Origin of the sequence: Sinimarinibacterium arenosum (assembly GCF_005047655.1) — a bacterium.
In the GTDB taxonomy this organism is placed as follows: domain Bacteria; phylum Pseudomonadota; class Gammaproteobacteria; order Nevskiales; family Nevskiaceae; genus Solimonas.
On sequence record NZ_SUKF01000002.1, the window covers coordinates 122902 to 137415 of the forward strand.

At 64.2% G+C, this 14514-nt stretch carries 12 protein-coding genes and 1 tRNA gene; 7 read left to right on the forward strand and 6 right to left on the reverse strand.

Annotated features, from left to right (window positions below; translation table 11 throughout):
* Positions 1-92: 92 nt before the first annotated feature.
* From E4T66_RS04080 to E4T66_RS04100, 5 genes are all read right to left on the reverse strand, one after another.
* Entirely contained in the window at positions 93-1961 is a 1869-nt protein-coding gene (locus E4T66_RS04080) for a hypothetical protein (protein WP_136847639.1), read from the reverse strand.
* Positions 1962-2103: 142 nt separating this feature from the next.
* Positions 2104-2179: transfer RNA gene (locus E4T66_RS04085), tRNA-Arg, on the reverse strand.
* Between the two features lie 43 nt (positions 2180-2222).
* Positions 2223-2966, reverse strand: coding sequence for an amino acid ABC transporter ATP-binding protein (locus E4T66_RS04090; RefSeq protein WP_211242753.1), 744 nt, complete (start codon positions 2964-2966; stop codon positions 2223-2225).
* A complete protein-coding gene (locus tag E4T66_RS04095) occupies positions 2959-3906 on the reverse strand; it encodes an amino acid ABC transporter permease (protein ID WP_136847640.1) in 948 nt (315 codons plus the stop codon). The genes E4T66_RS04090 and E4T66_RS04095 overlap by 8 nt, the downstream gene beginning before the upstream one ends.
* 10 nt (positions 3907-3916) lie before the next feature.
* Positions 3917-4732, reverse strand: coding sequence for a transporter substrate-binding domain-containing protein (locus E4T66_RS04100; RefSeq protein ID WP_136847641.1), 816 nt, complete (start codon positions 4730-4732; stop codon positions 3917-3919).
* Between the two features lie 61 nt (positions 4733-4793).
* Here E4T66_RS04100 and E4T66_RS04105 point away from each other — a divergent pair, with 61 nt between their 5' ends.
* From E4T66_RS04105 to E4T66_RS04135, 7 genes are all read left to right on the forward strand, one after another.
* Complete coding sequence (locus E4T66_RS04105) at positions 4794-6008, forward strand: hydrolase (protein WP_136847642.1); 1215 nt, start codon at positions 4794-4796, stop codon at positions 6006-6008.
* A gap of 40 nt (positions 6009-6048) precedes the next feature.
* On the forward strand, positions 6049-7071 hold the full coding sequence (gene astA, locus E4T66_RS04110; RefSeq protein WP_136847643.1) for an arginine N-succinyltransferase: 1023 nt from the start codon (positions 6049-6051) through the stop codon (positions 7069-7071).
* Between the two features lie 36 nt (positions 7072-7107).
* The gene (astD, locus tag E4T66_RS04115) at positions 7108-8577 is read left to right on the forward strand and encodes a succinylglutamate-semialdehyde dehydrogenase (protein WP_136847644.1); all 1470 of its coding nucleotides are present in this window, start codon (positions 7108-7110) and stop codon (positions 8575-8577) included.
* Between the two features lie 12 nt (positions 8578-8589).
* Positions 8590-9948 (forward strand): N-succinylarginine dihydrolase, encoded by a 1359-nt coding sequence (gene astB / locus E4T66_RS04120; protein ID WP_136847645.1) that lies wholly within the window; start codon positions 8590-8592, stop codon positions 9946-9948.
* A gap of 5 nt (positions 9949-9953) precedes the next feature.
* Entirely contained in the window at positions 9954-10412 is a 459-nt protein-coding gene (locus E4T66_RS04125) for a GNAT family N-acetyltransferase (protein WP_248679424.1), read from the forward strand.
* 62 nt (positions 10413-10474) lie between these two features.
* Positions 10475-12229 (forward strand): ExeA family protein, encoded by a 1755-nt coding sequence (locus E4T66_RS04130; protein ID WP_136847646.1) that lies wholly within the window; start codon positions 10475-10477, stop codon positions 12227-12229.
* Complete coding sequence (locus E4T66_RS04135; RefSeq protein WP_136847647.1) at positions 12226-13137, forward strand: general secretion pathway protein GspB; 912 nt, start codon at positions 12226-12228, stop codon at positions 13135-13137. Before E4T66_RS04130 ends, E4T66_RS04135 begins: the two co-directional genes overlap by 4 nt.
* 155 nt (positions 13138-13292) lie before the next feature.
* Here the strand turns inward: E4T66_RS04135 and E4T66_RS04140 are convergent, their stop codons facing one another.
* The gene (locus tag E4T66_RS04140) at positions 13293-14504 is read right to left on the reverse strand and encodes an aspartate aminotransferase family protein (protein WP_136847648.1); all 1212 of its coding nucleotides are present in this window, start codon (positions 14502-14504) and stop codon (positions 13293-13295) included.
* Positions 14505-14514: the final 10 nt, after the last annotated feature.

The following is a 14514-nucleotide window of genomic DNA, read 5'->3' on the forward strand; positions in this document are numbered from 1 at the left end:
ATCCGTTATCGAAACGAAACTGCCGGCGCTAGGCCGGCAGTTTTTGTGCGACGAGGTTTCGCCGCGCTCAGGAGGGTCGAACCCCTCGCAGATCAGTGGACCGCGGGGTCGGCATCGTTCGCATCACACGCGGCACCGAAACCATCACCATCGGCGTCGGTCTGATCAGCGTTGGGAACAGTCGGACAATTGTCGTTCGCATCCAGCACGCCGTCGCGGTCGCCATCGGGGTAATACACGATCGTCGCCAGATCACTGAACGTAATCGTGTCCTCTCCCGAGCACTTGTTGGCAGGCAGGACCACCTGTAGCGAGACGAGACCTGACTCAGACTCCGCTCCGTCAGGAGCGCGAACCCGAAATACGTAGGTATTGCCAACCGTGGAGTTATCGGTTGTGTTCGGCACGTCAACGGCTTTATCCGGGACTTCACCGACTTCGCTGCTCATGCTCACCGACGAGTCAAACGGCAGAGGATTGTCATTGATGTCACGTACGACGACCGCGAAGGTCGCCACAGCCTTTGGCGTCCGCAGCGTCAATGTGCGGGATGCGGCGTCGTAGTCGCTCGGCGCGTCGACAAAGACACTCACGTCGCTGTTCTCCAGTACCGGACCATCAGACATCGAGATCACGAGGTCCTGCCGCAGATTCACTGTGTGTGAACGGCAGTTCGTTCCCGGAGAATCGCAGACGTAACCGTCAAAGCTGCCGTTGGGCCCATCGAAGACACCATTGTTGTTGTAGTCGACGATCACTTCGCCATTGTTGCGAGTGCCGCTTTCATCGTCATCACGGAAGGCTTCGCCCATATCCGTGAAACTCTCTCCCGGATCATAGGTGCCGTTACCGTTACTGTCGGTGAAGCTCTCCTCGCCGATTGCCGTCGCCAGAATCGTGACGCGACCGTTGGACGGACGCGGGGCTCGGCTGGTCCAGATCACGGAACACACCCCTGCTTCGGTTTGCGCATCGCCCGCGGGATCACCCGTGGTGCACTGACCATTGATCGCGCCACCCTCGGCCGTGAATGCCGTCGCGGTGCCTTCGGGCGCAGGATTGTTGTAGCGGTCGGACAGGCGAATGTTGATCGTGACCGGCTCGCCATCGCAGGTCAGGGCACGCGGATTCAGCACATCGGCCGATATCGAAAAACTGTCCTGATCCGGGATTCCTGTGGTAATCACCAGCTGGTCGGATTGCGACGTCACCGTCATTCCGCTGACCGGATCGACCGTTGACGCGGTAACCCGCACGGAAGTGTGCGCGCTGCCGGCAATCACCGAGGTGCTGGCCTGTCCGTTAACGTCAGTCACCGCGCTGCTCGTCGAAAGCCGGGTACCGCCGACCGTGGAGTTCAGCGCAAAGGCCACCGTGCGGTTCGGCAGCGGATCGCCCACCAGATCGGTCAGCTTGAAGACCACACGCGACTGTTGCGGCAGCGGGCTGCCGGTCATGCCAATGATCTGGGGCTCGGCCGAAACGAACTGAAGACCACCCGCCTGCGCCTCCTCGACCGTCACGGTCCCGGTGGCCTGCAGGGTTTCGTCGCCGACGATCACGTAAGCCGTGATCTTGTCCGCACCGGAACATCCTTTCGCGGTGTACGTGACGATCGCGGTCCCTTCGGTCGTCGAGATCGGGTCGGCCGGGTCCAGCGTCGCCTTGCCGCCGGCGATACAGACCGAGCTGAAGGCGATATTCGCTGTCGTTCCGAAAGCCAGCTTGCCATCGTTGCCGACGACATCGACCTGCAGCGTGGTCGAACCACCCGCAGACAGATTCGCAACCGATATCTTGACCTTGCCGTTGCTGAAGCCGCCGCCGGTCTTGATGTATCCGACGCGGACACCAGAGTTCGTTCCGAAGGTCGCCTCGCCGCCACAGGCCACCAGCCCCGTCAGCAGACACAACGCCGCAGCACGGCCGATCAAACGTGAAATGGAATGCCTGTTGCCCATGGTCTCCCGCCTGCCGCGCGCACGACCGCGGCGCTGGTAAAGGTCTTGCCGGATGCTAAACCTGAAATCCAATAAAAATCAAGCAAATCCCAGCGACATTGCAAGCGTCTTCGGAGGTTCAGTCCCATCCATTTGCAATGAATGGTGCCCTTGGCAGGAATCGAACCTGCGACCCTCCGCTTAGGAGGCGGATGCTCTATCCACTGAGCTACAAGGGCCCGAACCGTCGCATTCGGGCGCCTATGGTAGTCGATGCTGCCATCAACTTTTCAGCACCTGCCCGAGAAATGCACGCAGACGCGGATGAGCGGTATCGCCGAAGAAGCCATCCGGTGTATCGGCATAGCCGATTTCCCCACCCTCCATGAAAATCACGCGATCGGCAACGGCGCGCGCAAAGCCCATTTCATGCGTGACCACGCACATGGTCATGCCTTCAGCCGCCAGATCTTTCATGACGTCGAGCACTTCATTGACCTTTTCCGGATCCAGCGCGCTGGTCGGCTCGTCGAACAGCATCACCGCCGGATTCATCGCCAATGCGCGAGCGATCGCCACGCGCTGTTGCTGGCCGCCGGACAGCTGCGCCGGATGACAATCGCACTTGTCGCGCAACCCGACCTTGTCCAGTAGGGCCAGCGCGCGGGAGTGCAATTCCTCACGCTGCGCTTTCGATACCGCCCGCGGCGCCAGCATCAGGTTTTCCAGCACAGTCTTGTGCGGAAACAGATTGAACGACTGGAACACCATGCCGACCTGGGCACGCAGACGGTTCAGATCCGTCCGCGGCGCATGCACCGAATGACCCAGCACGAAGACCTCGCCCGCGCTGATCGGCTCCAGTGCGTTCAGGGTCCGCAGCAGCGTCGATTTGCCGGAGCCACTGGGCCCGACGATACAGATGACCTCACCGCGCTCGACGCTGAGCGAGACATTCTTCAGCGCCTGCAAGCCGTTGGGATAGACCTTGCTGACCCCGCGCACGTCGATCAAGGGTTCAGTCATGCGCCATGCTCCGCTCCAGTCGCCGCACCCACAGCGACAGCGCTCCAGTCAGCAGCAGGTACATCGCGGCCACGGTGAACCACACTTCGAACGGGCTGAAGGTCGAACTGACGACCTCGCGTCCGGCCTTGGTCAGATCGGTCAGCGCCATCACCGAGACCAGAGACGAGTCCTTGATCAGATTGATGAACTGCCCGGCCAGTGACGGCAGTGATTTCTTCAGCGCCTGCGGCAGAATGATGTGGCGCATGGCCTGCACGTAGTTCAGCCCCAAGCTGCGCGCCGCCTCCATCTGACCCCGCGGCACTGCCTCGATGCCGGCACGCACGATTTCCGCCACATAGGCGCCTGTGAACACGGCCAATGCCGCGACACCGGCGGTGAACGCGGACAGGTTCATCACGGTGCCGACGAAGAAATAGAAGATGAAGATCTGCACCAGCAGCGGCGTACCGCGAATGACCTCCACATACGTCGCCGCAGCGGCCCGCGCCGCGGGATTCTGCGCCACCCGGCCAAGGCCGGTAACGACACCAATGACCAAAGCGAACAGCAGGGACACGGCTGACAGTTTCAGGGTCAGCCACAGTCCCCAGGTCAAAGGACCGGCACTGATGCCGGCCTTGATCGCCAGCACATCCCCTTCAAAGACCAGATCGCCATCGCCAACATTGATCCGGTCGAACTCCGCGAACTTGGCCGACTCCGCGGTCCGCAATGCCTGCAGGTGAATACTCTTGCCGTCGTCGGCCAGACTCACGAATCCGTCAAATGGCGCCTGAATTTCCTCGCCATCGAAACTGACGATGTATTGTGGAATCCGCTCCCAATGCCAGCTGTAGTCGACGCGCTTGCCCGCGATATAAATCCCCGCGCCGAAGGCTGCGAGCAGCAGCACATACAGGGCGATCCAGCTCAGTCGCGACACCTTCGGAGTCATGCGCCGCGCCTCAACCGGTGACGTTCTTCAGCCAGACGGTGTTTTCGAACCACTTCTTGTACAGCGCATCGTAGACGCCATCGTCCCGGATCTGCCGAAGGAAATTGTTCAGCCAGTTGAGGAAATCCGGATCACCCTTGCGCACCCCCCAACCCAGCGACTCGCGCGTAAATGGCTCCGACAGATGCACGACCTGATCGGGAAACTGCGCCGAGTAGACGAGGTTATACGGTTGATCGTAGACAAAGGCATCCGCCCGACCATTGCGCACTTCGATCATGGCGTCGACTTCGCTTTCGTAATTGTGAATGCGCGCATTGGGAAGGTAGCGCCTAGCAGCGATGTCGCCGGTGGTGCCGAGCTTTGTCGCAATCGTGTACTTCGGATCATTCAGCTGGGCGTAGTTCGTCACCGTCCCGGCAAGCTTGCGGTTCAGCAGTACGGTCTGGCCGATGACGATGTAGGGATCACTGAAGTTGATCTGCAGATTGCGTTCCGGCGTGATCGTCATGCCGCCCAGCAGGATGTCGAATTTCTCGGTCAGCAACGCCGGAATGATGCCGTCCCACTGGGTATTGACCAGCTTCAGCTCGACCCCCATGGTCTTGGCCATCAACCGTGCCAGGTCGACGTCGAAGCCGATGATGTTGCCCTTCTTGTCGCGCATCTCGAACGGCATGTAGCCCGCTTCGAGACCGACCCGCAGCTCGCCGCGCTGCAGGATTTCGTGCAGCGTCGATTTTTCCCACAGCGCCTGATCGGACGCCATGACCCAAGACGGCGCAGCCATCGCGAGCGCCAACAGCGCCCCCAGGATTTTCCTCATGCGCGGGAAATCGTTCACAAGTCAGGATTAGACTCAGAACATTACAGGCAAGCTGAAAACGATGCGAGAGGAGTTTCGCCCCTATCTGCAGGCGATCGACGCGCAGCTTCCCGCAATGCGCGACGCCGTGCTGCAGCTGTCGCAACAGAACTCCGGCAGCTATAACGCCGCCGGTGTGCGCGCGGTTGGCGAGCAGATGCTGCAGCGCTTTGTACCGCTCGGCTGCAGGCACGAATGGATAGAGCTGCCCGCTGCCAAGCTGACCGCCGAAGACGGCAGCCTGCGTGAGCGCGCTGTCGGTCCCGCACTGCGGTTGCGCCAGCGGCCGCACGCACCGCTGCAGGTCTTTCTTGGCGGCCACCTGGATACCGTGTTCGGCCCGGAGCATCCGTTCCAGCACGCACGGATCGAGAATGACGACACTTTGCACGGACCGGGCGTCGCCGATCTCAAAGGCGGCCTGATGGTGATGTGGGCCGCGCTGGCCGCGCTGGAACGCAGCCCCTGGCGCGAGCGCATCGGCTGGGAGGTGCTGCTGAACCCGGACGAGGAAATCGGCTCCGCCGGCTCAGATCCATTGCTGCAGCAGGCCGCCAGGCGCAATCAGTTCGGACTGATCTACGAACCCTCGTTCCCTGACGGCGGTCTGGCATCGGCGCGCAAGGGCAGCGGCAATTTCGATCTCGTGGTCCATGGCCGCGCTGCCCATGCCGGCCGCAATCCGGAGCTCGGTCGCAACGCCCTGCGCGCTGCCGCCGAGGCGATCCGCGCGGTCGACAGGCTCAACGGCCAGCGCCAGGGCGTCACCTTCAACCCAGGCTTCGTCCGCGGCGGCGGTGCGCCGAACGTCGTGCCGGATTTATGCGTCTTCAAATTCAATGTCCGCACCCGGGAACCCGAAGACGCGGCCTGGGTCACGTCACAATTGCAGCAGATCGTGCAGGACATCAGCACCGACGGCATCCGCATTGACGTTCGTGGCGGCTTCACGCGACCGCCCAAGGTCGTCGACGCAGGCATGCAGAGACTGATGGATCAGATCGGCGATTGTGGCCGGCAACTCGGCATCCACGTGCAATTTTCGCCAACCGGCGGCTGCTGCGACGGCAACAACCTGGCCGCGCACGGCCTGCCGAATCTGGACAATCTCGGCGTAGTCGGCAGCGACATCCATTCGGACGGCGAGCGCATGCGAATTTCCAGCCTGAGTGAACGAGCCCAGGTCTCGGCGCTGTTGCTGTTGCGCTACGCGAGCGGAGATCTGTCATGGTCCTGAACCTCCACGCGTCACTGATACCTCCAAGGATGCAGGGACAATGAAAGTGATCCGCCCGATTGCGCTGGATGACCTGGACGCCCTGCTGCAGATGGCGCGTAACGCCGGCGCCGGCTTCACCTCGCTGCCGCCACAGCGCAACAACCTGCTGAACAAGATCGAGCGCTCGCTGCTGTCCTTTGACGGCGATGTGCAGCAACCCGGACATCAGCGTTACATGTTCGTGCTGGAAGAAACCGACAGCGGCGAGATCGGTGGCTGCTGTGCGATCGAAGCGGCGTGCGGCCTGGACGAACCGTTCTACAACTACCACGTCGGCTTGACCGTGCATGCCAGCAACGAGCTCGGTGTCTATGCGCGTGTTCCGACGCTGTATCTGTCCAACGATCTCACCGGCACCAGCGTGCTGTGCTCGCTGTACCTGTGCCCGCATTTCCGCGCCGCGGGCGTCGGCCATCTGCTGTCGAAGTCGCGCTTCCTGTTCATGGCGAGCTTCATGTCGCGCTTCTCGCACAAGGTCATCGCCGAGATGCGCGGCGTCTCCGATGAACACGGACGCTCGCCGTTCTGGGAAGGTCTGGGACGACATTTCTTCAACATCGAGTACGAAGCCGCCGAACACATCGTCGGTCAGGGCAACAAGGCCTGCATCGCCGAGCTGATGCCCAAGCATCCGATCTACACGGTGCTGCTGCCGGAAGAAGCGCAGAGCGTGCTGGGACGCGTGCATTCGCAGACCGCACCAGCGCTGAAGCTGCTGGAACAGGAAGGCTTCCGCTATCAGAACTACATCGACATCTTCGACGGCGGCCCGGCGGTCGAGGCGCCAATCGGCGAAATCCGTTCGATTCGCCGATCGCGACTACTGCGGGTGCGCACCGATGCCCATCCTCCCGATAGCCCGGCAAGCCCGACCTTGATCAGCAACGCCAAGCTGAATGACTTCCGCTGCGCGCTCGCGCCGCTGTCTTCACGCCGGGACCATGCACACATCAGTCGTGAACTGGCAGCCGCGCTCGGCGTCGACAACGATGACATCGTGCGGGTCGCAGCACTGCAATAAGCCGAATTCACGTCGCATCTATTCAAGGAGGCTCACATGCCGAGCGGACAGCTGTTCATCGCCGGACACTGGCGCGACGGTCGTGGCGCCCGCTTCGACAGCCGCGCACCGCATGACCAGCATTCGCTGTGGTCGGGCGCGGCAGCCGACGCTGGGGATGTCGACGACGCCTTCAAGGCTGCACGCTCAGCCTTCGAGGCCTGGGCTGATCTGGACTTCGAGGCGCGCGCAGCGCTGGCGCGTGCCTTTGCGCAGCAGCTTGAAAGTGAGCGTGAGGCGCTGTCGGCACTGATCGCAGAGGAAGTCGGCAAACCGCTGTGGGAGGCGCGCACCGAAGTCGCCGCGATGATCGGCAAGGTCGAGATCTCGATCCGCGCCTGGCAACAGCGCACCGGTGACACGGTTCACACCACCGACTTCGGCCGTCACGAGCTACGCCACAAGCCCCACGGCGTGGTCGCGGTCTTCGGGCCGTACAACTTTCCGGGCCATCTGCCCAATGGCCACATCGTCCCCGCCCTGCTGGCCGGCAATACCGTGCTGTTCAAACCCAGCGAGCAGACGCCGGCAGTGGCGGAACTGACCGTTCAGCTCTGGCAACGCGCCGGTCTGCCGCCGGGCGTGTTGAATCTGGTCCATGGCGAGCGCGCCACCGGCGAGGCGATCGCCGCGCACGCGGAACTCGACGGCCTCTACTTCACCGGCAGCTCGCGCACCGGCGCGCTGCTGCACCAGCAGTTTTCCGGCGATACCGCCCGCATCCTCGCGCTGGAAATGGGCGGCAACAATCCGCTGATCGTGCGCGAAGTCGCCGATCTCGACGCGGCGGTCCTCGACATCATCCAGTCCGCGTTCATCACCAGCGGCCAACGCTGCACCTGCGCGCGGCGCCTGCTGGTGCCGGACGGCGCCTGGGGCGATCAGCTGGTCCAGCGTCTGGCCGAGGTCAGCGGCACACTGGCCGTCGGTGCCTGGAATGCCGATCCGGCACCCTACATGGGCCCTCTGATCGGCCCCCGCGCAGCGGAGCTGGTGCTGGCCGCACAGACACAATGGCTGCAAAAGGGTGCGCAGGCGATCCTGCCGGCGCAGCGCATGGCCGCCGGCCCCGCATTCGTCAGCCCGGGCATCGTCGACGTCACCGACATCACCGGGATTCCGGACGAGGAAGTCTTCGGCCCGCTGCTGCAGCTACGCCGCTATGCGGACTTCGACAGCGCGATGCGCGAGGCCAACAACACCCGCTACGGCCTGTCGGCCGGCCTGCTGTCGGACGACGAGGACGACTACCGGCGCTTCTGGCGCCGTTCACGCGCCGGCATCGTCAACTGGAACCGTCCGACCACCGGCGCCTCGGGGAGTTTTCCCTTCGGCGGCATCAAGGGCAGCGGCAATCACCGCGCCAGTGCCTTCTACGCGGCCGACTATTGCGCTTATCCTGTCGCCAGTGCGCTCGCGCCGCACTCCAGCCGGCCTGCGACCTTGCCGCCCGGCATACGCATGTAATGAGGGGACGGCATGGGGGCAGTCAAACTCAGCGGCACGCAGGAGGCGAACTTCGACGGTCTGGTCGGACCGACGCATAACTACGCCGGCCTGTCGTTTGGCAATGTCGCGTCGGCGCGCAGCGCCGAGCGCCCGTCGAATCCGCGCGAGGCCGTCATCCAGGGCCTGAAGAAGATGCGCAAGATGCGCGATCTGGGCCTGCACCAGGGCGTGCTGCCCCCTCAGGAACGCCCCTATCTGCCGCTGCTGCGGCGACTGGGCTTTTCCGGCACCGATGCGCAGATCCTCGACAAGGTGCGTCAACAGTCACCCGCGCTACTGGCCAGCGCCAGCTCGGCGTCCGCGATGTGGACCGCCAACGCGGCGACCGTGTCGCCCGCCGCCGACACCGGCGACGGCCGCGTGCACTTCACGCCGGCGAACCTGTGCACGCACCTGCACCGGGCGATCGAGACCGAAACCACCGCGCGGATACTCAAGGCGGTCTTCCCGGACCCGAGCCATTTCGTGCATCACCCGGCCCTGCCGTCCACGCCCATGCTCGGCGACGAGGGGGCGGCCAACCACACGCGCCTGTGCGCGGACTACGACGAACCCGGCCTGGAGCTGTTCGTGTACGGCCGCGACGCCGACGACCAGCCCGGACCGCAGCGCTATCCGGCGCGGCAGACGCGCACCGCCAGCGAAGCGCTGATCCGCATGCACGAACTGCCACGCAACCGTGCACTGCTGGTGCAGCAGCACCCGGACGCGATCGACCAGGGCGTGTTTCACAATGACGTCATCGCTGTCGGCAATCGCGAAGTGCTGCTGTTCCACGAACAGGCCTTCGTCGACTCGAAACAGATGCGCAGCTGGATCAGCACCCATTTTCGCGGCCGCCGTCGTCCGGTCTTTATCGAGGTGCCCGAAGCCGAGCTGAGCGTGCGCGATGCCGTCGACGCCTATCTGTTCAACTCTCAACTGATATGCACCGCCGACGATTCAATGCGGATGATCGTCGCGCGCGAATGCCGCGACCATCCCCGCGCCTGGGCGACGGTGCAGAAGATCATTGACGATGCGGCCAACCCGATCGCCGGCGTTGACGTCCTCGATCTGCGCCAGTCGATGAACAACGGTGGCGGGCCGGCCTGCCTGCGCCTGCGCGTGGTGCTCAGCGAAGACGCGCGTGCCGCGGTCAGCCCCGGCAGCTGGCTGACCAGCAAGCGCTATACCGATCTGCTGGCCTGGGCCGAGAAGCACTACCGCGAGCACCTGACCCTGGACGACCTGGCCGATCCGCAGCTGCTGGAGGAAAGCCGGACCGCGCTGGACGCGCTGACGCGCATTCTCAATCTCGGCAGCATCTACGACTTTCAACGCAACTGATCCGCGTGACCGAAACCATCGAGCTTCAATGGACCCCGTGGGCGCAGTTCAGCCCGGACCTGCTGTATGCCTGCCTGAAACTGCGTTCCGACATCTTCGTGGTCGAACAGCAGTGCCCCTATTCGGACATGGACGGGCTCGACCCGCAGTGCGAGCACCTCAGCGCGCGCACCACCGACGGTCGCGTGGACGGCTATCTGCGCCTGCTGCCGCCGGGCCTCAAGTCGGCTACGCCGGCACTGGGCCGGCTGGTCGTCGCGGCGCCACAGCGCGGCACCGGCCTGGGCCGGCGCCTGATGCTGGAGGGCCTGCGCCACTGCGCACTCCGCTACCCGGGCCAGTCGGTATTCCTGTCGGGCCAGCAGCACCTGCAGGCGTTCTATGCCTCGCTGGGCTTCGCGCCGATCTCGGACCCCTACCTGGAAGACGACATTCCCCATGTCGACATGCTGCTGACGCGCTGAGGCGAGCCGGTATACTCGCCCGCAGTCCATTCGCCACGCGACCACAAGGCTCGACACCCACCGTGTACGCAGAGCATTTCCGCCTTCGCGAGATGCCGTTTTCGATCACCCCGGATCCGGCGTATCTCTACATGTCCCCGCGCCATCAGGAGGCGTTGGGACATCTGCTGTTCGGCACCGGCCAGTACGGCGGTTTCGTCCAGCTCACTGGCGAGGTCGGCACCGGCAAGACCACGATCGTGCGGGCACTGCTCGCGCAGCATCTGCCGGACGTCGAGGTCGCGCTGATCCACAATCCGCGCCAGGGCGAGCTGGAGTTCGTGCATACGATCTGCGACGAACTGCACGTGCCCTACTCGGACCAGAACGCGACACTCAAGGGTCTGGTCGATGCGCTCAACGCGCATCTGCTGAAAGTTCATGCCGCCGGGCGGCGCACCGTCCTGATCATCGACGAAGCGCAGAACCTGCAGCCGTCGGTCCTCGAGCAGGTGCGCCTGCTGACGAATCTGGAGACGCCGAAGGAAAAGCTGCTGCGCATCATCCTGGTCGGCCAGCCGGAGCTTTCGGCATTGCTGGCACGGCCCGATCTGCGCCAGCTGTCCAGCCGCATCACCGCGCGCTACCACCTGATGCCGCTGAGTCCGGCGGAAACCCGCGAGTACATCGAACATCGCCTGCAGATTGCCGGCGCGCGCACGCAGATCTTCATGCCCAAGGCGCTGGCGCTGGTTCACCGCTACTCGCAAGGCATTCCGCGGCTGATCAACATCATCTGCGACCGCGCGCTGCTGGGCGCTTATGCAGCGCAGAGCTTTGTCGTCACGCCGGAAATGATTCGCACCGCCGCGCGCGAGGTGATGGGCGAGCTGCCCCATGTATTCGATCCCAAGGCGCATATCCGCTGGCGCATCATCGAAACCGGCTGGCTACTGGCTCTGGTGGTCTGCACGATGCTGTTTGCCACCACCTTCTGGCCCCGGGCAGAAACTCAGCCGGCCGCAAGCAGCGAAGCCGCTGTCCCTGCGGCGGCCACGACCGCCGCGCTGCCCATCGAAACCGCTCCCGTTCCCGAACACGATCCGGCAGCAGACACTCCGAACCAACCGGAGGCTGAGCCCGACAAGGTTGAACTGCTGCCGGCCACCGTTGAACCCGTGCCCGAAGCCACGCTGCCGGTACAACAGCAGCGCGGACTCCCGGTCACTTCCGTTGATGAGCTGGCACGCGCTGCGCAACCACTGGCCGTCGTGATGTCCCGCCTGACCCACCTGTGGAGCGCGGCGTCGATTCGCGATCTCGGCACCGATTTGTGCGATGCACTGCACACCCAGGGGCTGGAGTGCTTCCGCACACGCGGCGACTGGGATGCGCTGTATCAGGTTGATCGTCCCGCCGTGATCACGCTGAAGTTGCCCGGCGGCGAAATCCGCTACTTTCTGCTGCAGTCACTGGGCAAGACTTACGCAATTCTCGAGACCGCCGAGGGTGCCAAGCGCGTGCCGATCAGCGAGCTGACGCCGCTGTGGACCGGCGAGTATCTGGTGCTCTGGCGTCGCGAGACGCACAAGACCACGCTGTATTCCAGTGATTCGGGTCCGGATGTCGAATGGCTGCAGCAGCGCCTGAACGAACTCGGGTTTCTTGACCCCGGCGCAGACGCGCCGGGTCGCTACAGCGCGGCGCTGGACGCCGCAGTCCGACGCTTTCAACAGGAGCGTGGTCTGACCGCGGACGGCGTGGTCGGCACTCGCACCCTGATCGAGCTGGGCGATGAACAGCCCGACACTCCACGACTGACCTCGGGGCTGGAATGAGCCTGATCCTCGAAGCCTTGCGTCGCGCCGATTCCGAGCGCAGCACGACACCCGTCGCAGGCCGCGGCGACGCGCACAACCGCGACACGCGGATGCGCCGACCGCTGCCGATGACGACGTTGGTGCTGATCAACCTGACCGTATTCCTGGCCGGTGCTGCCCTCGCCATGTGGTTGTTGCGCTCAGTGCTGGGGCTGACAGCGCCCGCCCCCACCGCGACCGCGGCGGCGGCCACCCCCGTTCCGGCACTGGCAAAGCCCGCTGCACAACGCCGCCCGGTGACGAAGCCGGCATCGCCTCCGCCTGCGCAGATACAGAGCCCGCCACCGCAAACGGCCGCCGCGGCCGTCGCACCGGCATCGGTTGAGATGCCCGTCGACAGGACTTCACCGAACGGCTCCACCACGTCTGGCATTCCTGAACCCGCCCCTGAACCCGCAACGGAACCGGACAGCAGCGTCGATCCGGATGCCTACGCCAGCCTGGACGACATCGCGCCGCTGTATGCCAGCCCCTATGACGCCTCGTCGGACTGGCAACCCGAAGCCGAGCCGGGCACCACGCCCTCGCGCGCAGCACAACGTCGCCAGACACCGACACTGGATCCGGCGGCGTTCGCCTCCGCGCTGGCGCAGCAGCCCGCCGCCGGCACTCAAGACGATTCGCTTATCCATTCCGAGCCTCAGCTGCGCGACATGCCGGCGGCCTACCGGGCACAGTTTCCGTCGCTGACGATTCAGGTACACGTTTACGACGACGACCCGCAACGCCGCTGGGTGCTGGTTGACGGTCGCCGCTATAGCGAAGGCAGCACGCTGGAGGCCGGGCCTGAACTGGTGTCGATCGAAACCGATGGCATCGTGCTGTCCTTCCGCGGCGAAAGCATCTGGTGGCCGCTGCAGCGCTGATCACGTCACATCAAAGGGGCCGCGGAAGCGCCGGACTCACGTAGTCCTCCGAGTGCAGCAACGTGGACCCGTCCACTTAGCAATCTGCTCGACTAGCCCAAATGAAAAGAGCCGCGCAACGATTGCGCGGCTCCAATTCAACCAGCTTCAGTGCACTACCCTTGCCGGGCCAGCGCAGCGCACGCCCGATCCAGCCGCGCCAGCCCTTCCACCACGTCGGCCTCGGTGATGTTCAATGCCGGTGCAAAGCGCAGCACGTTCGGGCCTGCCACCAGCATCCACAGGCCTTCGGCCAGTCCGGCATTGACGATGTCCTTGGCCCGTCCGTTCCAGGACTCGACCAACGGCGCGCCGAGCAGCAGCCCCATACCACGCGGGGCCCCGAACAGGCCGTGGCGTTGCGCCAGGACCTCGAGTCCCGCGCGCAGCTGCTGCGATCGCGCCTCGACATTCGCCAGCAGTTCCGGCTTCGAGATTTCCTCAAGTACGGCATCGGCGACCGCACCTGCCAGCGGGTTGCCGCCGTAAGTAGATCCATGCGTGCCGAAAGCCAGCGCTTCAGCAATCTTCGCCGTTGTCAGCATCGCCCCGACCGGGAAGCCGCCGCCCATACCCTTGGCCGTCGTCAGCACATCCGGCGTCACGCCGTAGTGCTCGTAGGCAAACAACTTGCCGGTGCGACCGTTGCCGGTCTGCACTTCGTCATAGACCAGCAGCGCCTGATGCTTGTCGCACAACGCGCGCACGCCGCGTGCAAATTCCTGCGTTGCCGGCGTCACACCGCCTTCACCCTGGATCGGCTCCATCACGACGGCGCAGACACCGTCGTTCATCACCGCTTCCAGCGCTGCCAGATCGTTGAACGGCACATGCACGATACCGCCCGGCAGCGGCTCGAAGCCCTGGGTGTACTTGGCCTGCCCCCCGACACTGACCGTAAACAGGGTGCGTCCATGGAACGCGTTATCGAATGCAACAATCGTGTGCTTGTGCGCGCCAAACAGAGTACTGCCCCAGCGCCGCACGAGCTTGAACGCCGCCTCATTGGCCTCCGCACCGGAGTTGCACAGATACACGCGCTCGGCGAAGGTCAGCGACGTCAGGCGTTGAGCCAATTGCAGCGCCGGCTCGTTGGTCATCACGTTCGACAGATGCCACAGCTTTCCGGCCTGCTCGGTCAGCGCTGCCACCAGCTTGGGATGCGCATGCCCCAGCGACGTCACCGCGATGCCGCCGGCCAGATCCACGTACTCGCGATCGTTCTGATCCCACAGACGCGAACCGCGTCCACGCACCGGGATGACTGCTGCCGGCGCGTAATTGGGGACCATCACCTGATCGAAGGTACTGCGGGACACCGTGGACATCGCGACTTCT

Excerpts from the sequence above, each read along its gene's own strand:
- E4T66_RS04080 (WP_136847639.1), bottom strand. The coding sequence starts at position 1,961 with ATGGGCAACAGGCATTCCATTTCACGTTTGATCGGCCGTGCTGCGGCG.
- E4T66_RS04090 (WP_211242753.1), bottom strand. The coding sequence starts at position 2,966 with ATGACTGAACCCTTGATCGACGTGCGCGGGGTCAGCAAGGTCTATCCC.
- E4T66_RS04095 (WP_136847640.1), bottom strand. The coding sequence starts at position 3,906 with ATGACTCCGAAGGTGTCGCGACTGAGCTGGATCGCCCTGTATGTGCTG.
- E4T66_RS04100 (WP_136847641.1), bottom strand. The coding sequence starts at position 4,732 with ATGAGGAAAATCCTGGGGGCGCTGTTGGCGCTCGCGATGGCTGCGCCG.
- E4T66_RS04105 (WP_136847642.1), top strand. The coding sequence starts at position 4,794 with ATGCGAGAGGAGTTTCGCCCCTATCTGCAGGCGATCGACGCGCAGCTT.
- astA (WP_136847643.1), top strand. The coding sequence starts at position 6,049 with ATGAAAGTGATCCGCCCGATTGCGCTGGATGACCTGGACGCCCTGCTG.
- astD (WP_136847644.1), top strand. The coding sequence starts at position 7,108 with ATGCCGAGCGGACAGCTGTTCATCGCCGGACACTGGCGCGACGGTCGT.
- astB (WP_136847645.1), top strand. The coding sequence starts at position 8,590 with ATGGGGGCAGTCAAACTCAGCGGCACGCAGGAGGCGAACTTCGACGGT.
- E4T66_RS04135 (WP_136847647.1), top strand. The coding sequence starts at position 12,226 with ATGAGCCTGATCCTCGAAGCCTTGCGTCGCGCCGATTCCGAGCGCAGC.
- E4T66_RS04140 (WP_136847648.1), bottom strand. The coding sequence starts at position 14,504 with ATGTCCACGGTGTCCCGCAGTACCTTCGATCAGGTGATGGTCCCCAAT.